Origin of the sequence: Pseudomonas sp. LS44, assembly GCF_024730785.1 — a bacterium.
In the GTDB taxonomy this organism is placed as follows: domain Bacteria; phylum Pseudomonadota; class Gammaproteobacteria; order Pseudomonadales; family Pseudomonadaceae; genus Aquipseudomonas.
Window position 1 is genome coordinate 2,804,946 of record NZ_CP102830.1, and the last position, 24,170, is coordinate 2,829,115.

The 24,170-nt window shown below is 62.5% G+C and carries 21 protein-coding genes and 1 tRNA gene; 12 read left to right on the forward strand and 10 right to left on the reverse strand.

Annotated elements, in window-relative coordinates:
* Window positions 1–151: 151 nt before the first annotated feature.
* Window positions 152–1,735: a glycerol-3-phosphate dehydrogenase/oxidase gene (locus tag NVV93_RS12465; protein ID WP_258250965.1), complete on the reverse strand. Its 1,584-nt coding sequence runs from the start codon at window positions 1,733–1,735 to the stop codon at window positions 152–154.
* Between the two features lie 2 nt (window positions 1,736–1,737).
* Window positions 1,738–3,333 (reverse strand): FAD-binding oxidoreductase, encoded by a 1,596-nt coding sequence (locus NVV93_RS12470; RefSeq protein WP_258250966.1) that lies wholly within the window; start codon window positions 3,331–3,333, stop codon window positions 1,738–1,740.
* 259 nt (window positions 3,334–3,592) lie between these two features.
* On the opposite strand from NVV93_RS12470, the gene NVV93_RS12475 reads away from it, so the two are divergent.
* On the forward strand, window positions 3,593–4,618 hold the full coding sequence (locus NVV93_RS12475; protein ID WP_258250967.1) for an AraC family transcriptional regulator: 1,026 nt from the start codon (window positions 3,593–3,595) through the stop codon (window positions 4,616–4,618).
* Window positions 4,619–4,663: 45 nt separating this feature from the next.
* Here NVV93_RS12475 and glp read toward each other — a convergent pair whose 3' ends face one another.
* Both glp and moaB read right to left on the reverse strand, forming a co-directional pair.
* Window positions 4,664–5,878, reverse strand: coding sequence for a gephyrin-like molybdotransferase Glp (gene glp / locus NVV93_RS12480; protein WP_258250968.1), 1,215 nt, complete (start codon window positions 5,876–5,878; stop codon window positions 4,664–4,666).
* Window positions 5,875–6,414: a molybdenum cofactor biosynthesis protein B gene (gene moaB / locus NVV93_RS12485; protein WP_258250969.1), complete on the reverse strand. Its 540-nt coding sequence runs from the start codon at window positions 6,412–6,414 to the stop codon at window positions 5,875–5,877. Before moaB ends, glp begins: the two co-directional genes overlap by 4 nt.
* A 75-nt stretch (window positions 6,415–6,489) precedes the next feature.
* On the opposite strand from moaB, the gene mobA reads away from it, so the two are divergent.
* The 3 genes from mobA to NVV93_RS12500 all read left to right on the forward strand — a co-directional run bounded on the left by mobA (window position 6,490) and on the right by NVV93_RS12500 (window position 7,650).
* A complete protein-coding gene (gene mobA / locus NVV93_RS12490) occupies window positions 6,490–7,089 on the forward strand; it encodes a molybdenum cofactor guanylyltransferase MobA (protein WP_258250970.1) in 600 nt (199 codons plus the stop codon).
* 81 nt (window positions 7,090–7,170) lie between these two features.
* A complete protein-coding gene (locus NVV93_RS12495; protein WP_258250971.1) occupies window positions 7,171–7,392 on the forward strand; it encodes a YgdI/YgdR family lipoprotein in 222 nt (73 codons plus the stop codon).
* 181 nt (window positions 7,393–7,573) lie between these two features.
* Window positions 7,574–7,650 (forward strand) — tRNA-Pro (locus tag NVV93_RS12500).
* Window positions 7,651–7,716: 66 nt separating this feature from the next.
* On the opposite strand, the gene NVV93_RS12505 is transcribed toward NVV93_RS12500, so the two are convergent.
* Window positions 7,717–7,953 carry a glutaredoxin family protein gene (locus NVV93_RS12505; protein WP_258254356.1) on the reverse strand — a complete coding sequence of 79 codons (237 nt, stop codon included), beginning with the start codon at window positions 7,951–7,953 and terminating at the stop codon, window positions 7,717–7,719.
* Window positions 7,954–8,232: 279 nt separating this feature from the next.
* Here NVV93_RS12505 and NVV93_RS12510 point away from each other — a divergent pair, with 279 nt between their 5' ends.
* Window positions 8,233–10,197 carry a monovalent cation:proton antiporter family protein gene (locus NVV93_RS12510; protein WP_258250972.1) on the forward strand — a complete coding sequence of 655 codons (1,965 nt, stop codon included), beginning with the start codon at window positions 8,233–8,235 and terminating at the stop codon, window positions 10,195–10,197.
* Between the two features lie 217 nt (window positions 10,198–10,414).
* Entirely contained in the window at window positions 10,415–11,689 is a 1,275-nt protein-coding gene (locus NVV93_RS12515; RefSeq protein ID WP_258250973.1) for an OprD family porin, read from the forward strand.
* A gap of 280 nt (window positions 11,690–11,969) precedes the next feature.
* Here NVV93_RS12515 and NVV93_RS12520 read toward each other — a convergent pair whose 3' ends face one another.
* Window positions 11,970–13,178: an ammonium transporter gene (locus NVV93_RS12520; RefSeq protein ID WP_258250974.1), complete on the reverse strand. Its 1,209-nt coding sequence runs from the start codon at window positions 13,176–13,178 to the stop codon at window positions 11,970–11,972.
* Window positions 13,179–13,606: 428 nt separating this feature from the next.
* Between NVV93_RS12520 and NVV93_RS12525 the strand changes: the two genes are divergently transcribed.
* Genes NVV93_RS12525 through NVV93_RS12535 form a run of 3 tightly spaced genes read left to right on the forward strand, consistent with a single transcriptional unit; the run spans window position 13,607 to window position 14,657 of the window.
* Complete coding sequence (locus NVV93_RS12525) at window positions 13,607–13,921, forward strand: YqjD family protein (protein ID WP_258250975.1); 315 nt, start codon at window positions 13,607–13,609, stop codon at window positions 13,919–13,921.
* 2 nt (window positions 13,922–13,923) lie between these two features.
* Window positions 13,924–14,313 (forward strand): phage holin family protein, encoded by a 390-nt coding sequence (locus NVV93_RS12530; protein WP_258250976.1) that lies wholly within the window; start codon window positions 13,924–13,926, stop codon window positions 14,311–14,313.
* Entirely contained in the window at window positions 14,310–14,657 is a 348-nt protein-coding gene (locus NVV93_RS12535) for a hypothetical protein (protein ID WP_258250977.1), read from the forward strand. The genes NVV93_RS12530 and NVV93_RS12535 overlap by 4 nt, the downstream gene beginning before the upstream one ends.
* A 219-nt stretch (window positions 14,658–14,876) precedes the next feature.
* Here the strand turns inward: NVV93_RS12535 and NVV93_RS12540 are convergent, their stop codons facing one another.
* Complete coding sequence (locus NVV93_RS12540) at window positions 14,877–15,944, reverse strand: tetratricopeptide repeat protein (protein ID WP_258250978.1); 1,068 nt, start codon at window positions 15,942–15,944, stop codon at window positions 14,877–14,879.
* Between the two features lie 103 nt (window positions 15,945–16,047).
* On the reverse strand, window positions 16,048–16,977 hold the full coding sequence (locus tag NVV93_RS12545) for a DUF808 domain-containing protein (protein WP_258250979.1): 930 nt from the start codon (window positions 16,975–16,977) through the stop codon (window positions 16,048–16,050).
* A gap of 148 nt (window positions 16,978–17,125) precedes the next feature.
* Here NVV93_RS12545 and NVV93_RS12550 point away from each other — a divergent pair, with 148 nt between their 5' ends.
* On the forward strand, window positions 17,126–18,457 hold the full coding sequence (locus tag NVV93_RS12550) for a deoxyguanosinetriphosphate triphosphohydrolase (protein ID WP_258250980.1): 1,332 nt from the start codon (window positions 17,126–17,128) through the stop codon (window positions 18,455–18,457).
* A 4-nt stretch (window positions 18,458–18,461) separates the two neighbouring features.
* Window positions 18,462–19,514 (forward strand): FUSC family protein, encoded by a 1,053-nt coding sequence (locus NVV93_RS12555; RefSeq protein WP_258250981.1) that lies wholly within the window; start codon window positions 18,462–18,464, stop codon window positions 19,512–19,514.
* Window positions 19,515–19,714: 200 nt separating this feature from the next.
* On the opposite strand, the gene NVV93_RS12560 is transcribed toward NVV93_RS12555, so the two are convergent.
* Window positions 19,715–20,056, reverse strand: a complete 342-nt coding sequence (locus tag NVV93_RS12560; protein ID WP_258250982.1) for a 50S ribosome-binding protein YggL — start codon at window positions 20,054–20,056, stop codon at window positions 19,715–19,717.
* Between the two features lie 265 nt (window positions 20,057–20,321).
* Here NVV93_RS12560 and dacB point away from each other — a divergent pair, with 265 nt between their 5' ends.
* Window positions 20,322–21,782: a D-alanyl-D-alanine carboxypeptidase/D-alanyl-D-alanine-endopeptidase gene (gene dacB / locus NVV93_RS12565; protein ID WP_258250983.1), complete on the forward strand. Its 1,461-nt coding sequence runs from the start codon at window positions 20,322–20,324 to the stop codon at window positions 21,780–21,782.
* 131 nt (window positions 21,783–21,913) lie between these two features.
* Here the strand turns inward: dacB and rlmKL are convergent, their stop codons facing one another.
* Window positions 21,914–24,118 (reverse strand): bifunctional 23S rRNA (guanine(2069)-N(7))-methyltransferase RlmK/23S rRNA (guanine(2445)-N(2))-methyltransferase RlmL, encoded by a 2,205-nt coding sequence (gene rlmKL, locus NVV93_RS12570; RefSeq protein WP_258250984.1) that lies wholly within the window; start codon window positions 24,116–24,118, stop codon window positions 21,914–21,916.
* Window positions 24,119–24,170: the final 52 nt, after the last annotated feature.

Sequence of the window (24,170 nt, forward strand, 5' to 3'; positions counted from 1 at the left end):
GCCTTGGTCGATGGGTATCGCTGCGCTCAACCCCGCCTACGAAACTCTCAACCGTAGGATGGGTCGAGCCCGCGATACCCATCAACCCGTAGGGTGGAAAACCGCGCAGCGTTTTCCACCGGGTGGCGCTCCACGGGGTAGCCACCCACCATCACGAGCTGCCCGGCAGGCTGTAGCAGCTTCGCCACAACGCCAGATAGCGCCGCTCTTCCTCGTCCCAGCGTGCATCGCTCCAGCCCAGCCGCCCCTGACACAACGCACGAATGCCCGGCAATTCCGCTGCGGCGCCGCACGCCACGAGCAACCCGATGCGCGTGCGGCGCAGCAGCAAGTCATCCAGATGCAGCACCAGTTCCTGTTCGGCTGCTAGCGCCAGCTCGGCCCACAGCGTATCGCTGGCACCGATGCAAGCGTGACCGAGCTCAGCCAACAGCTCCGCCAGGCGCGGCAACTGCCGGCCATGCCGCCCCGCCAGGCGGCGCTGCTGGAACAGCGACAAGCCAGGCAGCTCGACCTTCGGCTGAGCACGGAACACCGTAGCGCCGTGATCCTCGATAGTCAGTCCAAGCTGCGCCGCACAGGCGCGCAACACTTCCAGGCCGAGCAAGCGGAAGGTGGTCAGCTTGCCGCCCGCCAAGGTCACGCAGCCCGGTTCGCTCCACAGAGCATGCTCGCGCTTTTCATCCGACGGCTTGCGCCCCGGCGTGCCGTCACCGACCACCGGGCGCACGCCGGCCCAGGTCGACAGCACATCGGCACGACCGATATGCGCAGCGGGAAACTGCTGGCCACAGGCGGCCAGCAGATAATCGACCTCGGCCGCACTGATCCGCGCGTCCTCATCGAGGCTGTCGCGGTGATCGAGATCGGTGGTGCCGAGCACCGTGGCGCCTTCCCAGGGAAAGGCGAAGACCGGGCGCTTATCCTCGGCATGCATAAAGCTGAAGGCATGCGCGAGCGGCAAACGCCAGCCCGGCAGCAGCAAGTGGCTGCCGCGCAGCGGGCGGATCTGCTCGCCACCGGCCGCATGTGCCAAACGAGTGGCCCAGGCGCCAGTGGCCTGGGCGACTACCCGACTGCGGAATGTCAGGCGCTGGCCGCTCTCGGCGTCTTCGGCGAGCACGCCGTTCACCCGTCCGTCTGCGCGCAACAACTCGATGACTTTCAAACCGTTCAAGGCTTCGCCGCCATCGCCACGGGCTTCATCGAGCACGCGCAGCACCAGACGCGCATCGTCGGTTACCGCATCGAAGAAGCGCGTGCCGCCGCGCAACGCCTCGTCCTTCAGCCCCGGCGCCAGGTAGCGCAGTTGCTGCAGCGGGTAATACAGATGGTTGCGCTTGCCGGCCATGGCGTCGTACAGCGCGAGCAGGCCGCCCAGCACTTTCGGCCCGGGAAAGCCGCCGCGGTAGTGGGCCATCACGAAGCTCAACGGCTCGACCAGCCCCGGCGCCTCGTCGAGCAAGCGTTGCCGCTCGTGAACCGAGTCGCGAGTCAGTCGCCATTGGCCTTTGGCGATGTAGCGCAGGCCGCCGTGGACCATCTTCGACGAGCGACTCGAGGTGCCCCAGGCGAAATCGCGTTGCTCGATCAGCAGGCATTTCCAGCCGCGGCGCGCCGCCTCACGAAGAATTCCGGCACCGCTGATGCCACCGCCGATGACGATCAGATCCCACTCGCGGGCCGCCAGCTCAGGCAGGGCATGTTCACGCCAGGCGGCGTTCCAGGCGGGCATGTTCACTCCTGCAGCAACACGCCAGGGTTGAGCCGGCCTTCGGGGTCGAAGTGCTCAGCCAGGGTCTTGAGCACCGCCATGCCCTGCGCGCCCTTCTCGGCGGCCAGATACGGCGCGTGATCGCGGCCGACGCCGTGCTGGTGGCTGATCGTCCCGCGGTTGCTGGCGATCACCTGCGAGGCCGCGTGCTTGAGCCGCTGCCAACGTTCGAAGGTCGCCTGGTAGCTGGCCGCCGGGCGGAACACATAGGTGGTGTAGATGCTCGAGCCCTCGCCGTACACGTGTGACAGGTGCGTGAACACGTGCACCTGTTCGCCGTCCTCGGCGAGGCCGCCGCGCAGGCTGGACTCGACCTTGTTGAGCAGGTTGTCGACGTTGCACCAGTCGGTCGCGGTCTCCAGCGTGTCGACCACATAGCCGGCTTGCCACAGCGTCTCGCGCAGGTACGGAAAGCGAAAGCGCCCTTCTGCCCATTTCTTGCCCAGCAAGGTGCCGGTGAACACTCCGCCATGGCCCTTCAGCAAGCGTTTGGCTTGCCTGAGCGATGCGCTGTTCTGCAGGCGATTGCCGGTGACGCCAAAGGTCAGCATGCACTTGCCGGCACCGGCGCCGCGCAGGGCCAAATACTTCTCCAACAGCGCGATCTGCCCCGGGTGGCCGGCCAGGGCCAACTGGGTTTCCGTCTCGATGGCATTCGACAGGCGCAGCATCGACAGCGGCACGCGCGCCTGGGCCAGCTCGCGGATCGCTTCTAGCGCTCGCGACCAGGACGGCAGGAACACCGCATAGAAACGCTCGTCCTCGGCCAGTTGGCTGACCCGCACTTTGACTTCGGAAATCACCCCGAAGCGCCCTTCCGAGCCGAGCACCACTTCACGCAGATCGGGGCCGGCCGCCGAGGCCGGGAAGGTCGGCATCTCCAGCGGGCCGGCGAACGTCTCCAGGGTGCCGCCGGCGAACAGCTGCTCGATACGTCCATAGCGCAGCGATTGCTGACCACTGGAACGACTGGCGACCCAGCCGCCGAGGGTCGACAGCTCCCAGGACTGCGGAAAATGCCCGAGGGTGTAACCACGCGCACGCAGCTGGCTTTCCACCTGCGGGCCGCTTGCACCGGGGCCGAAGGTGGCCAGGCGGCTTTGCTCGTCGAGATCCAGCAGGCGGTTCATGCGCTCCAGCGACAGCGTCAGCACCGGCTTGGCGCCACGCTGCGGATTGATATGCCCGGCCACCGACGTGCCGCCGCCGTAGGGGATGACCAGCACATCCTGCTCGGCGGCCCAGGCCAGCAACTGGCGGATCTGCACTGCGGTTTCGGGGAACGCGACGCCATCGGGGAACGTGCCGAAATTGCCTTCGCGCATCGCCAGCCAGTCCGGCAGGCTCTGTCCACGGGCATGTCGCACGCGCGTTTCGGCGCCGTTATCGATCAGCGCATGGGACGCCAGACGAGATGGGGGAACCTGCGCCAGCACACTGTCCAGGCTGGCATCGGGCAACGCCTGGCCGCTGCCAATACGTGCCGCGAGGAAGGCCGCGCCATGCCCAGGCAACTCCATCGCCGTGCTTTCATCGCCCCAACCGTTCCAGCGCCGCATAGCATTCTCCTGTGCATTTTCAGAGGCGGTTTTCGGATCATGCGAGCTAAGGCGAGACAAGGCGAAAAAGGCTGAGGACGCGGAGTTTACGAATAGTAAATGAGCAGTCCGAAGCCATTTTCAACGCGGTATCGTCGACGCGCAGCAGATCCGAGACCGGCTGTGCTGCTTATACTAGCCAGCCGCCGTTTTCGGTCACTGTCCGATCAAGACAAGCCAAGTCGCCAATCAAGACATCGCAGACAAGAAGAACAAAGCCATGCACGCATTGGGCTATACCTCGGTTCCCGCACTGCTGAAATACCTGCGCCTCGCCGAACAACAAGGCCTGGATCAAGAGGCCGCGCTGGCGGCCGCCGGCTTGAGCCGCGCCGACCTCGCCGACAACGGCAAGCGCCTGCCCAGCGAAGCCCACGAAAAGCTGCTCGGCCATCTGCTCGCCGCCTCCGGCGACCCGCTGTTCGGCCTGCACGCCGCACATTTCGTGCAGCCCGGTTCCTGGAGCGTGCTCGGCTACATCACCATGAATTGCGCCACGCTCGGCGAGGCCATGAGCCGCATCGTGCCGTACGAAAAACTGGTCGGCGATATGGGCGTCAGCCGGATCGAAGCGCAAGCAGACCATGTGCGGCTGATCTGGACCTGTCGCCATCAGCCTGGGGAGATTCGCCGGCATATGGTGGAGAACGTACTGTCCTCCTGGCTGCTCTACGCACGCTGGATCGCCGACATGCACGGCTCGCCGCAAGAGGTGTGGTTCGAGCACGCGCAGCCAACCGGGGCCGAGGTGGCAGAGTACCAAGCGGTGTTCGGCTGCCCGGTGAAATTTTCCCAGGAGTCGAATGCCCTGCTGGTACCGCTGGAATATCTCAACCTGCCGCTGCGCCAGGCCGACGCCAACCTGCTGCGCACCCTCGAAGAGCACGCGCTGACGCTGATGGCTGGACTGGACAGCAATGAGCCGCTGCCACAACGGGTGAAGAACGCCCTGCGCCTGCTGCTCAAGGAAGGTTTACCGCGCAAGGAACGGCTCGCCGAACGCTTCAACATGACCGTGCGCACCCTGCAACGGCATCTGCAACTGGCCGGCACCAGCTATCAGGAAATCCTCGATGAACTGCGTCAGGAACTTGCCGAGCACTACCTGATCCGCAGCGAACTGGCGGTCCAGGACATCGCCCAGTACTTGGGCTTCACCGAATCACGCTCGTTCCACCGCAGCTTCAAAAGCTGGACCGGCATGACCCCGGGAGAGTTCCGCGAGAGCCGCAAAGCATCTGTGTAGGAGCGAATTCATTCGCGATGCCAGGCTCCGCAGCTGCATCCATGCCTACAGCAACAGCTCGCTTAACGGAATGAAGGTGACCGGCTGCCCTTCCACCAGCGTTGCGCCTTCGCGGATCTCGACCAAACCATCGGCCCAGGCCACGCCACGCAGCACGCCGGAACTCTGATTGGCGTACAGCACCGCGGTGCAATTCTCCAGGCGCGCCCGGAGGAATTCACGGCGCGTACCCGCCTTGGGCCACGCGAATCCGGCCGGTACCTGGAATTGCAGCGGCGTGACCTTGGCAACGCCCAAGCGCCGCAGCAGATAGGGCCGCGCCAACAGGGCAAAGGTCACCAGGGTCGAGGCCGGATTGCCCGGTAGGCCGAGCACCGGCACGCCTTGGTAATGGCCAAAGGTCAGCGGCTTGCCGGGCTTGATTGCCAGCTTCCACAGCGCCAGTTCGCCGCCCTCGCGCAATGCCTGCCCGAGGAAATCGGCTTCACCCACCGAGACCCCGCCGGTCGACAGGATCAGGTCCACTGCGCTCAGCTCGCCGAGCTTGGTACGGGTCAACGCCAAGTCGTCGGGCAGGATACCGGCATCCACTACTTCGCAACCTAATTGCTCCAGCAAACTGCATAGCAGGCGGCGGTTGCTGTTGTAGATTTGCCCAGGCCCGAGCGGCTGGCCCGGCTCAACCAACTCGTCGCCAGTCGACAACACCGCCACCCGCGGCTGACGCAAAACCTGCAGCTCAGCTACGCCAAGGGTCGCACAAAGGCCCAGCTGAACCGGGCCGAGCCGCGTGCCAGCGTTCAGCACGGTTTCGCCCTGACGGGTCTCCTGACCTTGCGGACGGACGTGTTGGCCAGGCTTGAGCGGCTGCAGGAAGCGCACCCGGCCATCGGCGAGAATTTCGACGTTTTCCTGCATCTCCACACAATCGGCACCTTCCGGTAGCGGCGCGCCGGTGAAGATTCTTGCGCAGCTGCCCGCTTCCAGCGGTTCTGGCGCCTGACCGGCGAAGATGCGCTGACTAACAACCAGCGGCTCGCCCAGCCAGTCGGCTTGGCGCAAGGCGTAGCCGTCCATCGCGCTGTTCGGCCAAGGCGGCAGATCGAAGTCAGCCACCAGCGGGGCCGCCAGGACCCGGCTGCGCGCTTCGCCCAGCGGCAGGGTTTCGCGCTCGCTGATCGGTGTCGCTTCGGCCAGTTCAAGCAGGCGCTCGAGTGCAGTTTCCAGCGACATCAGAGCCGGATGAACGCTGCCAGTCATCCGCGCGACTCGCAGGGCGCTACCGCTTTGAGATGGGTGACGAAATTGCACGGCCGATGGCGGGCATCCAGCTGCTCGGCGAGGATACCGTCCCACCCCGTACGACACGCATTGGTCGAGCCTGGCAGGCAGCACACCAGGGTGCCGTTGGCCAGGCCGGCCAGGGCGCGCGACTGGATGGTCGAGGTACCGATATCCGGTACCGAAATCTGCCGGAACAACTCGCCAAAACCGTCGACCTGTTTGTCGAGCAGGCAGGCGACCGCTTCCGGAGTGCTATCGCGCCCGGTGAAACCGGTGCCGCCGGTGATTAGCACCACTTGCACCTCGTCCTCGGCGATCCACGTCGCCACCTGGGCGCGAATTTTGTACAGGTCGTCCTTGAGTAACACACGCGCGACCAGGTTATGACCGGCAGCGGTGAGCCGGTCGACGAACAATTGGCCAGAGGTGTCGGTTTCCAGCGAGCGAGTGTCGCTGACGGTCAGCACGGCAATATTCAGCGGCACGAATACCGCGTCGGCCTTGTGGCTCATGGCTCTATTCCGGTTGTGAGAGGGGCAGGCGGGTGTTATATCACAGCCCCGCCCGCCCAGTTCAGGAGCCCCAAAATGAGTGCCCCGCCCACCCTACCCGCCTGTTCCATACTGTTGCTTGCCGGCGGACGCGGCCAACGGATGGGCGGTGCCGACAAGGGTTTGCTGGAATGGCGCGGGCAACCGCTGATTGCTCATTTGCATGCCGTGGCACGACCCCTGACGGACGACCTGATCATCTCCTGCAACCGCAACGCCGACCGCTACCGCGCGTACGCCGATCGCCTGGTACAGGACGACGACGAGAGCTTCCCCGGCCCGCTGGCGGGTATCCGTGCAGGACTCGCTGCCGCCCGCCATGACCATGTTCTGGTGCTGCCCTGTGATGGCCCGCTGATCGATCGTGAATTGCTCGATCAATTGCGCAGCCGCGCCGCGCAACGGCCGGATCTACCGGTGATGGTGCGCCAAGCAGGGCAATGGCAACCATTGTTCTGCATCTTGCCCAAAGCCCTCGGCGCCTCGCTGGAGCTGGCCTGGCAACGCGGCGAACGCAGCCCGCGCGAGGCGCTGCTGGCGCTGGGCGCGACCGCCGTGGAATGCGCCGCGGACGATCCGCGCCTGGCCAATCTGAATACCCTGGAGCGTCTACACGGCGCTTCCAAATCCAGCTAAGGGCGAAATTAGCAGGAACCTGAGTGACGAATGTTCGTCAGATGAGCGGTAGACACCCTGCTCAAGCTAAGGAGACGAACGATGACTCAACGGACTTTTCTGGCATTCACGCTGATGCTTGGTCTTGGCGCACTGGCCGGCTGTTCCTCACCGGCGGTGATCACGTTGAATGACGGCCGCGAGATCCAGACAGTCGATGCGCCGGACTACGACGAAGAGGCTGGCTTCTACGAATTCGAACAGTTGGACGGCAAACGCGCCCGGGTCAACAAAGATCAGGTCCGCACCGTCAAAGAGCTCTAAGAAACGCGCCGACGGTCACGAGTTTTTTCTCCGGCGTCCTGCCGCTCTCGTGACCGTTGGGCCTGCTCCTGCCCTTCCCTGTTTAGAATAATTCTTCGCCAAACGGACAGGCTTGAGCGAACAAAAAAATCTACATAACTGCTTGTGCTGCAAAAGTTTTTCGGTATTATTGGCGCCGATTCGGAGTGTAGCGCAGCTTGGTAGCGCGTCTCGTTCGGGACGAGAAGGTCGCAGGTTCGAATCCTGTCTCTCCGACCAAAACCCCAAAAAACCCGCCTTCACGGCGGGTTTTTTATTGCCTGCTGTTTTTCAGTGCAGAAAGTTTCAGCGAAGAAAGCTCACCATCTGCTCGGCATCGAATGGCCAATCGAGCTCGGCACCAGTATCGCAACGACGTAGAACCGGAATGCGCAAGCCGTAGTGCTCGACCCATTCTTCGTATTCGGCGATGTCGACCAACTCGACCAGCAAGCCGTTTTCGACAAAGGGCATGAGCAGCGCCTCCGCCACTTCGCACAGATGACAACCCAGGGTGCCGAACAATTGGCATTCGGGGAGCATGGAATAAGCCTCGTAGAAGAATCCGGCTGGCAGTTTATCATCGCTCAAGCCGTGACAAATGGCGGACGAATTACCCATCGTCGCTATGCTTCGCTGATAAATTATCGCGCCGCTAACAGGCCGTTGAAAAATGTAGGCGAGGCAGCCGAGACAAGGCAAAAACGGCCGAAAAAGCGCAGTTTACGGGTTGTAAATGAGCATTTTGAGGCCGTTTTTAACGCCGGATCGGCAACGCAGGTAATTTTTCAACGACCTGTTAACCCGCTATGGAGATGCTCTTTGTCCACCACTCTATTGATCATCCTTTCCTCGTCGCTGGTGGTGATTGCGCTGTTCCGGCGCCTGAATCTGCCACCAGTACTGGGTTATTTGTTTGTCGGCGTGCTAATCAATCCGGCGGCGCTGGGCTGGGTCAGCCATAGCGAGACCCTGCCGCGCATCGCCGAACTCGGCGTGGTGTTCTTGCTGTTCACCCTCGGCCTGGAGTTTTCCCTGCCGCGCATGCTGGCGCTGCGCAGCGTGGTGTTTGGCTTAGGCAGCGCACAGGTAATCGCCTGCGGCCTGCCGCTGGGGGCTTTGCTTTTCTATGGTTTCGATTTTTCGCTGACGGCCGCCCTACTGCTCGGTACCGGCTTGGCGCTGTCATCGACAGCCATTGTCACCAAGGAGCTGAGCAGCCTCGGCGAAGTACTGAGCAGCCACGGCCAGAACGCGATTGGCGTGTTGTTGCTCCAGGATCTGGTGGCGGTGCTGTTACTGACCCTGCTGCCGGCGCTGACCGATGGCGCGGGTGACAAATGGCTGTCAGTGCTGGCGCTGACCCTCGGCAAAGCCGTGCTGTTGTTTGCCGGCCTGTTTCTGGCGAGTAGGTGGATACTGCCCCGCCTGTTCCATGAGGTCGCCGCCGCCCGGTCGCCGGAGTTGTTCGTACTGCTGGCGTTGGTGCTGGTTCTGCTGACCGCCTGGCTGACCCATCTGTTGGGGCTGTCGATGGCGCTCGGTGCGTTTCTGGCCGGCATGCTACTGGGCGAAAGTCATTATCGCCATCAGATCGAGGCGGATATCCGCCCCTTCCGCGACATTCTCCTCGGGCTGTTTTTCGTCAGCGTGGGGATGCTGATCGACTTCCATCTCTTCCTCAGCCACGGCCTGCAAATCGCCGCATTCACCCTCGTCTTGATGTTGATCAAAGGCGGCGTGGTCGCGCTATTGGTCACGCTGCGTGGCGCAGACAACACCAGCGCTTGGCGCAGCGGCTTGGCGCTGGCACAGGGCGGCGAGTTCTTCTTTGCCCTGGTGACGCTGGCGGCGCAGACGCGCTTGTTACCACCCGATAGCGACGGGGTGTTGCTGGCCGCAACGTTCTGCTCGATGGCCCTGACTCCACTGCTCTTGCGCGCCGCACCGAAGCTGGCCACACGCCTGGCGCGGCAGCAGCACCCGCACAGCTCGGCCGAGATGCTCGCTGCGGCCAGCCGCGAGTTGTCCGGCCACGTGGTGATCTGCGGCTATGGGCGGGTCGGGCAATCAATCGGCCGCTTTCTGCGCCGCGAAAATATCCCTTATGTCGCCCTCGACGACGATCCGGTGCGCGTGCAGGAAGCGGCTGCCGGTGAAGCATGCGTGCACTACGGCGATTCGCGGCGCGCCGAGCTGCTTGAAGCCGTCGGTCTGGTCCGCGCGCGCCTGCTCGTGGTGGCGGTCAACGATGCCGAGGCGACGCTGGCTATCGTGCAACGAGCCCGTCTGCTCTATCCGCAACTGGCGATTCTGGTGCGCACGCGTGATGACTCCTACCTGCCCCAGTTACAAGCAGCCGGCGCGACCGAAGTAGTGCCGGAAGTCCTCGAGTCGAGCCTGATGCTCGCCGCCAGCGCGCTGATCCTGCTCGGCTTGGCGCCGCAGCAAGTGCAAACCCAGGTCGACGAGGTGCGCCGCAGTCGCTACCGCCTGCTGCACGGCTATTACCCCGGCGCAAACAGCGAGCTGATAAATCAGCAAGGGCAGCAGAAAGTTTTGCTCCATGCGGTGAACCTCAACGAAGACGCCTACGCCTGCGGACGGCAACTCGACGAGTTGATGCTGGAAGAATTGGGCGTCGAGGTGCAGGCCGTGCGCCGCGCGGGCGAAGAAGTACCGCTGACTCGCCATGCGCCGCTGCATCAGGGCGATGCGGTGGTGCTGTCCGGCCCGCTGGATGCCATTGAAAGCTGCGAGGCGCGTCTGCTCGGCGGCCTGCGTTAGCAATGTTCTTCAGGGCCCAGAGTCGGATCTGCAGGTCATTCCGGCAGACGACGGAGAAGCCCCCAATAGCGCTGGGGTTAAGCAGCGGGTCGCTGACCTTCGGCAGAACGCTTGCCTACTAAGGTCTAAAAGCTAAGCCAAGAATCATGTGCTTTATTTGCGGATGTAACAGTACGGTCACAAACCGCCTGCCTGCATCAACGAGGAGACAACAATAATGAGCAAGACCCCTCTCGCCCAGGCCGTGGCTGTCGCCACCCTGGGTGCTAGCCTGGCCCTCCCCAGCCTGGCCCATGCGGAGTTCATCAAAGACAGCAAAGGTACGCTGGAGCTGCGCAACTTCTACTTCAACCGCGACTTCCGCCAAGACACGCCAGTGCCAGCCCAGAGCAAGGCCGAGGAGTGGGCGCAAGGTTTCATCATGAAATTGGAGTCCGGCTATACGGAAGGATCGATTGGGGTAGGCCTCGATGCCATCGGTACGCTCGGCCTCAAACTGGATTCCAGCCAGGATCGCGCCGGAACCGGTCTGCTGCAGCGCGGTGGTCGCGGCACTGGCCCGGCTGAAGACAGCTATGGCGACTTGGGCATGACCGCCAAGCTGCGCGCCTCGAAGAGCACCTTGAAAGTCGGCACCCTGATTCCCAAGCTGCCGGTGGTCCAGGCCAACGACAGCCGCCTGCTGCCGCAAACCTTCAGCGGCGGCGCACTGAACTCCCTGGAACTCGACGGCCTGACCTTCGACGGCGGCCGCCTGAAGCAATACAACCAGCGCGACTCCTCGGACTACGAGGACATGCTGATGACCACCGGCGGGCGCCGTAACATCACCGGTGCGGCCGGTGTCACCGCGGACAAGTTCGATTTCGCCGGCGGTAGCTACAAGTGGAACGACAGCCTGACGACCAGCTACCACTACGGCGCGCTGGAAGACCTGTACAACCAGCACTACCTGAACCTGGTCCATGTCCTGCCGATCGCCGACAAGCAGGCATTAAAGTCCGACATCCGCTGGGCGCGCTCCACCGACGACGGCGACACCAACGTCGACAACAAGGCGCTCAACGCCATGTTCACCTACACCCTGGGCTACAACGCCTTCGGCATCGGCTACCAGGAGATGAGCGGCGACACCGGTTTCGCCTACATCAACGGTACCGACCCGTTCCTGGTGAACTATGTGCAGATCGGCGACTTCGCCAACAAGGACGAGAAATCCTGGCAGGCGCGCTACGACTACAACTTCGCCGGCCTCGGCATCCCAGGCCTGACCTTCATGACCCGCTACCTCACCGGCGACGACGTCGACCTGGGCGCAGCCGGCAATAACGGCAAAGAGTGGGAACGCAACATGGACATCGCCTATGTGCTCCAGGACGGCCCGTTGAAGAACCTCGGGTTGAAGTGGCGCAACGCAACCACTCGCAGCAACTTCACCAACGATCTCGACGAGAACCGCCTGATCGTCAGCTACAGCATGCCGCTGTGGTAATCGCCTTGGCATGAAAAAAGCCCGCCAATTGGCGGGCTTTTCATTGGCTATGTCCCAGTCACCTGCTGGGAGGTGCAGGCCAGGTAGGCAATGCCTGGGACGATGATTCGCAGGGTGGGTTAGCCGTAGGCGTAACCCACCGATCAGGCTGGACGCCGGCGTCCAAGGTAGCGCCGCTGGTGGGTTACGCCGCTACGCGGCTAACCCACCCTACAAAAGCACTGCGCAACACTTAACGGGTGCATAGCTTTTTAATTGGATGCTCAGGCCCCACGCCGATTCATTCGTGGCTTATCGCGCCAATCTTATGGATCGACAAATCGGCGCCGTAGTACTCATCTTCCTGGCTCAAGCGAATGCCTACCGAAAGTTTGAGCACGCCATACACCACCAACCCGCCGAGCAGCGCGACCAAGACGCCCAAGCCGGTGCCGATCAGCTGGCTGACCAGGCTGACGCCGCCGATTCCACCCAACGCCTGTTGACCAAAAATACCGCAGGCGATGCCACCCCATACTCCGCACAGGCCGTGCAGCGGCCATACACCGAGCACATCGTCGACTTTCCATTTCACCTGAGCGGCGGTGAAGGTCCAGACGAACAACGCACCCGCGATCAACCCGGTGGCTAATGCACCGACCGGGTGCATCAGGTCGGAACCCGCACAGACCGCCACCAGACCAGCGAGCGGACCGTTGTGCAAGAAGCCAGGGTCATTGCGGCCGACAAACAACGCCGCCACCGTGCCGCCAACCATCGCCATCAGCGAGTTGATCGCCACCAGGCCGCTGATGCCGGCGACCGTCTGCGCGCTCATGACGTTGAAGCCAAACCAGCCGACGATCAGAATCCACGAGCCCAAGGCCAGGAACGGAATATTGGACGGCGCAAACGCCACCAATCGGCCATCGCGGTACCGGCCATCGCGGCGGCCGAGCAAGAGCACCGCGCCGAATGCCAGCCAGCCGCCCATGGCGTGTACCACCACCGAACCGGCGAAATCATGGAAGCTGGCGCCAAAGCGTGCAGCCAGCCAGCTCTGCAGACCAAAGTTGCCGTTCCAGACAATCCCCTCGAAGAACGGATAAACGAACGCCACGATGAGCAGCGTGGCGCACAGTTGCGGACCGAACTTGGCCCGCTCGGCAATCCCGCCGGAAATGATTGCCGGAATCGCGGCGGCGAAAGTCAGCAGGAAGAAGCACTTCACCAGCGCGTAGCCGTGATCGGCGGTCAGGGTCGCAGCAGGCGTCAGGAAGGTCACGCCATAGGCCACCCAGTAGCCGATGAAGAAATACGCCAGCGCCGAAACGGCGAAATCGGAAATGATCTTCGATAGGGCATTTACCTGATTCTTCAGGCGCACCGTACCGACTTCGAGAAAGGCAAAACCTGCATGCATGGCCAGCACCATCACGGCGCCCAGCAGAATGAACAGGGTGTTGGATCCGTGGACCAGGGTTTCCACGACGTTGTTGAGGTTTTCCATCGACGCTGATGACTCCGGCGTTGAAAAGCACCAAAGCAGATCATGCTCAGCTTACGATGCACCATTACGTAACGTAGACGCCGCAAATGCGAGCGCTTGCGATGCAATTGGCACTAAGACTGGGCAGAATAAAATCTTGGATCTTTTCTTTATTTTTCATTTATTTGAGTGAATTAGCAGTAATCGTGCTTGCTACCTCGCACGAATGCAGGGCAATTCACTCAGAGCTCGCACCACTACGATGCAATAGCTATACCAAACTAGCGGACAGTGAATAGCTCCGGAACCTTATTTTGGGCATCAGTATCCTCAATTAAGCGCAGCCGAGAACGAATGGTAAGTAGCGCGCTTCATAAAACTGCCCGCCAATAACCGTCTCAAGACACTAAACTCGAAACACCTGACGCCATGACCAAGGAGATGCACGTATGGCCCGCAAGAACACGACCTCTGGAGTAGACCCGCTGTTGGCTGAGTTTGAAGCGCTGGTCAACGATACCGAACGACTGCTCAACGAAACGGCAAGCGTGGCCGGCGACGAAGCCGCCGAGCTGCGCAATCAGATGAAAGAGGGTCTGCAACGCGCCCGTGAAACCCTCGGTTTTGCCGAAGACAGGATCCGCGAGCGCGGCCAGGCGGCCGTCGATGCCACCGAGTTGTATGTGGTTGAGCATCCTTGGCAGGCCCTGGGTATGGCGGCCGCGGTCGGCGTTATCGTCGGCTTGCTGGTGGGGCGCCGCTAAACATGGCTGACGGAACGGAGTCTCCCCCACGTAGTACTCAGCCCTCAGTTCGCCGCCTGGGTGGCGCCTTGGTGGGCTTGCTGCACAGCCATGTCGAACTGTTCGGCATCGAATTGCAGGAGCAGAAGTCCCGCAGCCTGCGCTTACTGCTTTTCGCCGGTTTCGCGTTGATTTTCGGGCTGCTGCTGATCATCGGCTTGTCGTCGGTACTGATCGTCGCCTTGTGGGATACGCCATACCGCATTCCCGCGATGATTGGCCTGTGCGTGTTCTACGGTATCGCTGCCCTCTATTGCGCAATCCGCCTGCGCGCCGCCGTCGAAGATGAATCCTCCCCCTTCCAAGCCACGCTTGAAGAGCTGGCCCGCGATCGCGAGCGTCTGATCCCATGAGCCAAATACCGAAAACCGCTCGGGCCAGTCGTCATGAGATGCGCAAAGCCTTGGTGCGCCTGCGCCTGGAAATGCATCGTCAGGAAATCCGCCACGAGTCGCAGCTGGTTATACAGCCCTTGCACAAGGCCCGCGGCTTGGCGACCAATTGGTCAAAACTGCTCGGCCTACCCCGCGCACCGTTGTGGAGCATGGCCGGGATTGCCGCCTTAGGGCTGTTCTCCAGCAAAGGTGGTGGCATCCGCCGCCTGATTCGCGTCGGCACCCTGGTCTATCCCATGCTGATGATGGTGCTGCGCCGTCAGTCCGATGCGGCACCGACCACGCCACCTGACACTCGTTAAGGTCGTTCGCAAAGCTGGCCACATTCTTGCCAACTGCTTGAGCTGCCGGTGTTTTTCACCGGCTCTCATTACCCGCTCTTCTCGGGTTGGCCTGAACCAGCATTAAGAACACGCCGTGATCGACGGGCAACCGCTTGCCTGCTTTCAACCATTTATCGATAACGGGCAGCGCTTGCTGCTGGTGGATCTCGACGCTGCTGGGTTGTAACTGCTCGCGCCCTACTCCAGCGCCGGCACCGGTGCGGCGATAGCGCTGTCTAGATCGGCGACCAGCGCCTCGATCTGCCCCGCGTTAGCTTGCCGAACCGGCTCCAGCGCGGCGATGCGCTCGGCGGCCGGCGCGCTACCGCGTTTGGCCGCGACGGCGAACCAGGCGTAGGACTCCAGCTCTGGTTGCAGCGAGGGGAATTGCCCCTGCAGCACGTTTTCCGCATACCGGGACATCGACTGCAAGTCGCCACTCAAGGCTGCCCGCTTGGTTTCGTCAGCGTGCGCTTCCGCATCGGCGATGCTCACCAACCCCGGCGCAAGTTCCGCACCGTAGGGCTGTTCGGCCGCCACGCCCGGCGCCGCAGTCGCCTGCTGATGCTGACGGTACAAACGCTCGGCTTGCAGGTCACCCGCATCGCTGGCGAGTTGCAATAACTCAAGGCCGCGTGCGGAATCGTTCAGTCCGGGGGCGTACACGTTCAGATACAGCAGGCTGAGTTCGCGCAGGGCGCGATCATTACGGCGTGCGGCCTTCTCCATCAGCCGGGTTCCATAGGCCACGTCGGCACTCAAGCCAGTGCCGAGTAAGTAGTTCCAGGCGAGGACGCGTGTGGCCTCGGGATTGCCCATGGCGTCCGCCAAGCTCAGATGCGACAGGGCGGCGGGCAAATCGACCGTGACGCCTTGGCCCGTCTGGTCCTGGCCGGTCTGATAAATGCGCGCCAGCTCGTAATGTGCGGTGCTGTTGCCGGCGTCGGCAGCAGCTTGCAACAGCCGCAACATACCGGGCTGATCGCCCGCGGCCACCGACTCCCCAGCCTTGAGCAGCAATTCCTGACCAGGCTCAGGCAAACGTTGGACACTCCGCGCCTTGCCCTGCACTTCATCCGGTTTGGCCAGCGGGGCCAACCAGACCTGCGGCGGCTCGTAGCTAGCCACGCCATACACCGGAGCCTCCGGCGGCGCGGGCCGATTGGCCGCGACGACCGCAGGCTCGCCACGCAGGGGTTTGAAATTGGAGGCGCAGCCAGCACACAGGGCAGCAGCCAGCAGACAAACGACAACAGACTTGGACATCGAAACAACCATCAACCGAACAGTGGATGCTCGCCAGACGAGCCTGCATAGCATCCCAGACCGATCCCGGTGCGCCAACCCGCGCACCGACGAGCGCCCGCCTTTAATGCCGCAGCATGTGCCAGAGCTTGCTGGTCACCTCGACCAGCGCCAGCACCAGGCCGCCCGCCACCAAGCCGATGCCGGCATTCAGAATTGCTGGGGTAATCCATTCCAGCGCTGGGCCTACGCCGGCAAGGAGGCCGATGCTCTGCGCCGCGCTCTCCACGCCATGGTGCAGTACCGCGATGCCATGGGTGAGGATGCCGCCTCCGACCATGAACATGGCGATGGTGCCGATCACCGACAGGCTTTTCATCAGATACGGTGCGGCATGCAGGATGCCGACACCCAGCTGGCGCAGCAGTCCCGATTTGCGGCTGAGATACAGGCCACCGTCGTCCAGTTTGACGATGCCGGCGACTACTCCATACACGCCAATGGTCATGGCGATGGCAATCCCAACCAGGACCATGACCTGCTGCATGAATGGCGCCTCGGCGACGGTGCCGAGGGTGATGGCGATGATTTCTGCCGAGAGAATGAAATCGGTGCGCACCGCGCCGCTGATCTTGGACTTCTCCAGCGCCACCAGATCAACCTGCGGATCGGCAACGGCCTCCCGTAGTTCGGCGTGCTCGGCGGCCTCTTGCGCGGGATGCAGGAAGCGGTGGGCAAGCTTTTCAAAGCCTTCGTAACAAAGAAAGGCACCGCCCAGCATCAGCAGCGGGATAACCGCCCAAGGAGCCAAGGCGCTGATCGCCAACGCCGCCGGAACCAAGATTAGCTTGTTGCGAAACGAGCCCTTGGCGACCGCCCAGACCACCGGTAATTCACGCTCGGCTTTAACGCCGACCACCTGCTGAGCATTCAGGGCGAGGTCGTCGCCGAGCACTCCGGCCGTCTTTTTCGCCGCCACTTTGGTCATCAGCGAAACATCGTCGAGTACGCTGGCAATATCGTCGATCAGCGCGAGAAGACTGGTTCCTGCCATACAAACCTTTCCTTTTTCGAAGTGGTGAATCCGCCAAATCCGCGCCTGACGTTAGCAGCCGCGAGCGTCGTACGACCAGCAAAGCTTGCAGCATGAGGCCCGAACACCGAAGCTAAAGGCCATCGACCCTGACTGACGAGAATCGTCCTTGGACTGGCACACCCTGCTCACCCGCGAACGGCTCGGTAAAACGGCGCATAGCTCTGACGAACTTGGCCGCACCCCCTTTCACAAAGACCACGACCGCATCATTTTCTCTGGCGCTTTTCGCCGCCTGGGCCGCAAGACTCAAGTCCACCCTGTCACCAGCAACGACCATATCCATACGCGTCTGACCCATTCGCTGGAAGTCAGCTGCGTCGGTCGCTCGCTGGGTATGCGCGTTGGCGAGACGATCCGCGACAGCCTGCCGGACTGGTGCGAGCCGAGCGACCTGGGCATGGTCGTGCAGTCCGCCTGTCTGGCCCACGACATCGGCAACCCACCGTTCGGTCATTCCGGTGAAGACGCCATTCGCCATTGGTTCCAACAGGCCGCCGGGCGCGGCTGGCTGGACGGCATGAGCGAGGCCGAGCGCGCCGACTTCCTCAACTTCGAAGGCAATGCCCAAGGCTTTCGAGTGCTCACCCAGCTGGAGTATCACCAGTTCGACGGCGGTACTCGGCTGACTTACGCCACCCTCGGCACCTATCTCAAATATCCCTGGACGTCCCGCCACGCCGAAGCGCTCGGCTACAAGAAGCACAAGTTCAGCTGCTATCAGAGTGAGCTGCCGCTGCTCGAGCAGATCGCCGACAAGCTCGGCCTGCCGAAACTCGACGAGCAGCGCTGGGCGCGCCACCCGCTGGTGTATCTGATGGAGGCCGCGGATGACATCTGCTACGGCCTGATCGACCTTGAAGACGGCCTGGAGATGGAGCTGCTCGACTATGCGGAAGTCGAAAGCCTGCTGCTCGGCCTGGTCGGCGACGATCTGCCGGAAACTTACCGGCAGCTCGGTCCGCAGGATTCGCGGCGCCGCCGCCTGGCGATCCTGCGCGGCAAAGCCATCGAGCATCTGACCAACGCTGCCGCCCGCGCCTTTGTCGAACAGCAACCAGCCTTGCTCGCTGGAACTCTGCAGGGCGATTTGGTCGAGCACATGCATGGTCCAGCCAAGCGTTGCGTGCTCGGCGCCAAGGCCATGGCGCGCGAGAAAATTTTCCAGGACAAGCGCAAGACGCTGCATGAGATCGGTGCCTACACGACCCTGGAGATTCTCCTTAACGCGTTCTGCGGCGCGGCTCTTGAGCAGCACAGCGGCAAACCGCCGTCGTTCAAGAACCGGCGGATTCTCGACTTGCTCGGCCATTACGCGCCGCAGCCAGACTGGTCGCTGCATCGCGCCTTTCTGCGGGTCATCGACTTCATCGCCGGGATGACCGACAGCTATGCGACCGAAATGGCCCGCGAGATGACCGGCCGCTCGAGCCCTGTGTAACGCCATGAAACGAGTCCTGCAGCAAGCCGTGAGTTGGCACGCTGGGCCGCCAGCCTGGGGTTCGGCGGTCGTTGCGGCGCTTGGTTGCCTGCTGCCGCTGCTGCTTGGCCTGTTTACCGAACATTCAGGCTTTCTGTGGGCCGCCACGGGCGCTTTCCAGGCCGCCCAGGCTTACGCGTTGCACCGCTTCGGCATGCTGCGCATGTTGTTGCTCACGGTATTGGGTGCACTGAGCGCCGGACTGGGGTTCTGGGCGGCCAGCCACCCGCTGTTGAGCCTGGGACTGTTCGCCGCGTTCGGATTGAATCTCGCCTGGCTGCAACGCTTCGGCATCGAAGCCGGCAAGCTGGGCGTCGGGCTGGCGGTGTGCCTGTCGCTCGGACAGGGCCAGTTCGGCCTGGGTAATCTGCACAATCCGGCCGCGGTGGCGGTGCTGTTCATCCTCGGCGGCTTGTGGGTGATGCTGCTGTCATTCGGCCTGCGCGGCCTTCATGGCCTGCGCATGTGGCCGCGCATGCCGCGCTTTATCAGCCTGCTCAAAGTGTTGCGCCGTCATGCCCGGCGCCTGCCGGAACAGCAGTGGCGCCTGCATGCGCTGGGCTGCACGCTGGCGTTCGCCCTGGCCGGCCTGACCGTCCAGCTCGCCGAGCTTTCGCGCGGTTACTGGCTGACCCTGGCGGTGGTCTGCACCCTGCAACTGGAGTTTCGCGGCAGTGTGGTGCGCGCCATGCAAGCCGGCATGGCTAATCTGGGCGCGGCGGCTCTGCTGATCCTCGCCGCCCACAGCCTGCAAAGCCCGCCGCTGATGGTGGCGGCCATGCTGCCGCTGATTTTCTTCAGCCGGGCATTCCAGTCCCACCACTATGCGCTGTACGTGATGCAGAACACCTTGTGCTTCGTTCTACTGTCGGAAAGCCTGGCCAAAGACTGGCACCTGGCCCAGGTCCGCCTGTTCAACTCCCTGCTGGGAGTGGCGCTGGCGACGCTGGTGGCGCTGCTGATTCATGCGCTGCAGCAACGACTGGATCGGACTGCAAAGCCGGTATCGACGGAGTAAGAACCTGTTTACGATCTTTTGGACTAGAGCCAGACAAGGCAAAAACAGGCGAGGAAGCGGAGTTTACGCGCTGTAAATGAGCATTCCGAGCCTGTTTTTAACGCGGTATGGCCGACGGACAGGAGATCGTAAGCAGGTTCTAAGCGGAGGTACAGCGGGGAGAAGCACTGGGCACGCATTGCACGTGCCCAGATAAAGCATTACGCCTGGTTGATCGGGGTTTCCGGGTGCCAGACGTCGATCAGCGGGCTGATGGTGTAATCCGCCAGCTCCTTGCGGCCCTTCAACCAGGACTCGCAAGCAACGCGTTGTTCCTCGTTGACCGAGCCACGGGTGGCCAGGCAAACCAGGCCGTAGTCATCGCCACCGACATAATCCAGGCCGTTGGCCGCGATGGCCTCATTCAGAAACTGCTCGACGAAAGCATCGACCGCTTCATCGGTAAGGTCGTCTTTCAGATTCAGGTTCAGTTCGAACCCCAGCTCCTGAAACTCACCTACGCAGAGTTTTTTGCGCAGACGGCGGGAACGGTTAGTCGCCATGGATGGATCCTCAAAAGTAATAACGCGCGGCACTTTAGCAGCTTCGTCCGCTTCCCAGTAGGAGAACCGCCCAGCGTCATGGACTGACAAGGCGGCTCGCGGTCGTGAGACGTTGCCCACCGGGGAATTTTTTACCGCAGCGATTGCACAGCAAACCCATCCGCGCGAGGCTTCGGGCATAATGTCGACCACCTCGCAAATCACCCGCGAGAGTGTTCACCATGTCATCTTTTTCTTTTTGCCCTTGCCTGCAGGGTCTTGCCCAATGATCAAAATGTTTCGCCGCCTGGCCATCGCCAGTTTGCTTCTGCCCATCGCCCTGCCCCTTTACGCCGCCACCAACTCCGGACTTCCGCCCGCCGTTCAACAGGCGCTGAAGAAAAACAAGATCAGCAACAACTCCCTGTCGCTGGTGACCATACCGCTCACCGGGCCTGGCAATACAAACATGGTCAATCCCGATGTGTCGGTGAATCCGGCCTCGACCATGAAGCTGATCACCACCTACGCCGCCCTGGAAATGCTCGGCCCAACCTATCAGTGGCGAACCGAGTTCTACACCGATGGCCAACTGAAGAATGGCGTGCTGAACGGCAACCTGTATCTCAAGGGCGGCGGCGATCCCAAGCTGAACATGGAGAAGCTCTGGCTGCTGATGCGCGATCTGCGCGCCAACGGCGTTCAGCAAGTCAACGGCGACCTGGTGCTCGACCGCAGCCACTTCGTGCAGCCGCAGCTGCCGACCTTCAATGACGACGGCAATGACAAGAACAAACCGTTTCTGGTCGGTCCCGACTCGCTGCTGATCAATCTAAAAGCGGTGCGCATGATTACCCGCACCGACGGCGGCAAAGTCAGTGTGGCCATGGACCCGCCGCTGACCAACGTGCGGATCGACAACCAGGTCAAAGCCCTGCCCGCGGCCAAATGTCCGGGCTGGCCGGACGTGCGCTTCAATCCGGTCACTCAATCCGACGGCACCACGCTGGTGGTTACCGGCAAGCTCGCCGAGGGTTGCAGCGCGCAATCCTACCTGTCCTTGCTCGATCATCCGGCCTACGCGGCCGGTGCCGTGCGGGCGATCTGGCAGGAACTGGGCGGCAAAATTCTCGGTAAAGACCGTATCGATGGCGTACCGAAAAGCGCCCGCCTGCTAGCCCGCGCCTACTCGCCGGATCTGGTGGAAATCATCCGCGACATCAACAAGTACAGTAACAACACCATGGCTCGCCAACTGTTCCTGAGCCTCGGTGCGCAGTTCCGCAACGAAGCCGATGGCGACGATGCCAAGGCCGCGCAACGGGTGATTCGTCAGTGGCTGGCGAAAAAAGGCATCACCGCGCCGCATCTGGTCATGGAAAACGGCTCGGGCCTGTCGCGTGCCGAACGGGTCAGCGCGCGGGAGTTGGCGATCATCCTGCAGGCAGCCTGGAAAGGCCCGTACGCCGCCGAATTCATCAGCTCGCTGCCGTTGGTGGGAATGGACGGCACCATGCGCAAACGTCTCAAGCGCAGCGCCCTGACCGGTGAAGCGCATATCAAGACCGGCACCCTGAATACCGTGCGGGCGATTGCCGGCTATAGCCGCGACATCAATGGCAACACCTGGGCGGTGGTGGCGATCCTCAACGATCAACGGCCCTGGGGCGCTTCGTCGATCCTCGATCAGGTGCTGGTCGACCTGTATCGCCAGCCGAAGCTGGCCGGCAACACCGCGCAACGCTGACGCCGCGCCATAAAAAACGCCGCCCACTGGGCGGCGTTTTCGTTTTGGGCATTTGCAAACGTTGTAGGAGCGAATTCATTCACGAAAGCCTGCACAGACATCACGCATGAATTCGCTCCTACATCGGTGGGCTATTTCGCCATAACTCGCCAGGCGCGGTGAATCTTCGGATTGCGGGCGAAGTCCGGATCGATGGTGGTCGGGCTGATTTCCTCGATCGCATAACGCGCGCTCAGCCCTTCATCGAGCTGGAACTTGCGGAAGTTGTTGGAGAAATACAGCACGCCGCCCTTGGCCAGCCGGGCCATGGCCAGGTCGAGCAACTGCACGTGATCGCGCTGCACGTCGAACACCCCTTCCATACGCTTGGAATTGGAAAAGGTCGGCGGATCGATGAACACCAGATCGTATTCGTCACGGTCCTCCGCCAGCCAGTTCATCACGTCGCCCTGCTCCAAGCGCTGCTTGTCGGAAAAGCCGTTCAACGCCAGATTGCGGCGCGCCCAATCGAGATAGGTCTTCGACAGGTCGACGCTGGTGGTGCTGCGCGCACCACCTTTGGCGGCATGCACGGTGGCGGTGGCGGTATAGCAATACAGGTTGAGGAAGCGTTTTCCCGCCGCCTCGCGCTGGATGCGCAGGCGCAGTGGGCGGTGATCGAGGAACAGGCCGGTATCCAGGTAGTCGGTCAAGTTCACCAACAGCTTCACGCCACTCTCGTCGACCTCAAGGAACTGCCCCTGTGCGCTCTGCCGCTCGTATTGCTTGATGCCGGTCTGCCGCTCGCGGCGTTTGACGATCACCTTACTGGTATCGACGCCGAGCGTCTGCGGGATCGCCGCCAGCGCATCGAGCAGACGCGCCTGGGCTTTTTCCGGGTCGATGGAGCGCGGCGGCGCGTACTCCTGCACGTGCACCCAGTCGCGATACAGGTCGATCGCCAGGGCGTACTCCGGCATGTCGGCATCGTACAAGCGATAGCATTCCACGCCTTCGCGGCGCGCCCACTTGCCCAAGGCCTTCAGGTTTTTCTGCAGGCGATTGGCGAACATTTGCCCGCCTTCGCTCAGACGCGCTTGCTCCACCGGGGCCAGCGCACGGCTCAGCTCGGTCTGTTCGCGCTCGCGCTCACGTTGTTCGGGAGTGCGGCGCTCGCCGGTGACGAACTGTTCCGGCTGGACCTGGATCAGCAGCAACTTGCACGGCAGCGCACCGTTCCAGAAGGCGTACTGCTTGTGACTGCGGATGCCCATGCGCTTGCCCAGCTCCGGCGCGCCGGTGAACACCGCCGCCTCCCAGTTCAAGCAGGCCTGGCGCAGGCGCTCGCCGAGGTTCTGGTAGAGGTACAGCAAGCTCGCCTCATCGCCGAGACGCTCGCCATAAGGCGGGTTGCTGATCACCAGACCGGTCTGATTCTGATCGGGACGCGGCGCAAAGGTCGCCAACTCACCCTGATAGATCTTGATCCAGTCGGACAACCCGGCACGTTCGATATTGTTGCGGCCCGGCTGGATCAGGCGCGGATCGGCCTCGTAACCGCGAATCCACAACGGCGGCTTGGCCAGGCCGGCTTCGGCACGCGCCTCGGCTTCGCTGTGCAACTTCTTCCATAGCGCCGGCACATGGCCGAGCCAGCTGGAGAAACCCCAGCGCTCGCGCTTGAGGTTGGGAGCGATGTCGGCGGCCATCATCGCCGCCTCCACCAGGAAGGTACCGACCCCACACATCGGGTCCGCCAGCGCTCCACCGGCTGCGGCGATGCGCGGCCAACCGGAGCGGATCAGGATCGCCGCGGCGAGGTTCTCTTTCAGCGGCGCCGCGCCTTGCTGCAGGCGATAACCGCGCTGGTGCAGGCTGTGTCCGGACAGATCGAGGGACAAAATCGCTTCACCGCGATCCAGGCGCAGATGCACGCGCATATCGGGATTGATCTTATCGATCGACGGCCGCTCGCCGCTGTCACTGCGCAGCTTGTCGACGATCGCATCCTTGACCTTCAAGGCGCCGAAGTGGGTGTTGTCGATGCCCGAGCCCTGGCCGCTGAACTCCACCGCCAACGTGCCGTTGGCGAGCAGATGATCCTGCCAGTCGACCGCCAGAACGTTGTCGTACAGGTCCTCGGCATTGGCCATGCTGAAACGCTTGAGCACCAGCAAGACGCGGTTGGCCAGGCGCGACCACAAGCACAGGCGATAGGCCGTCTCCATGCTGGCAAAGCCGCGAACAGCCGAGGTGTGTTCGCGCACTGCCTCCAGCCCTAGCCCGGCGGCCTCTTCGGCCAGTAGGCCTTCCAAGCCTTTGGGGCAGGTGAGAAACAGTTCGAATTGGTCCGACATGCAGATATCCAGTGCCATATGGCAAGTAATGGCGCGCCAGTGACGGACGCAG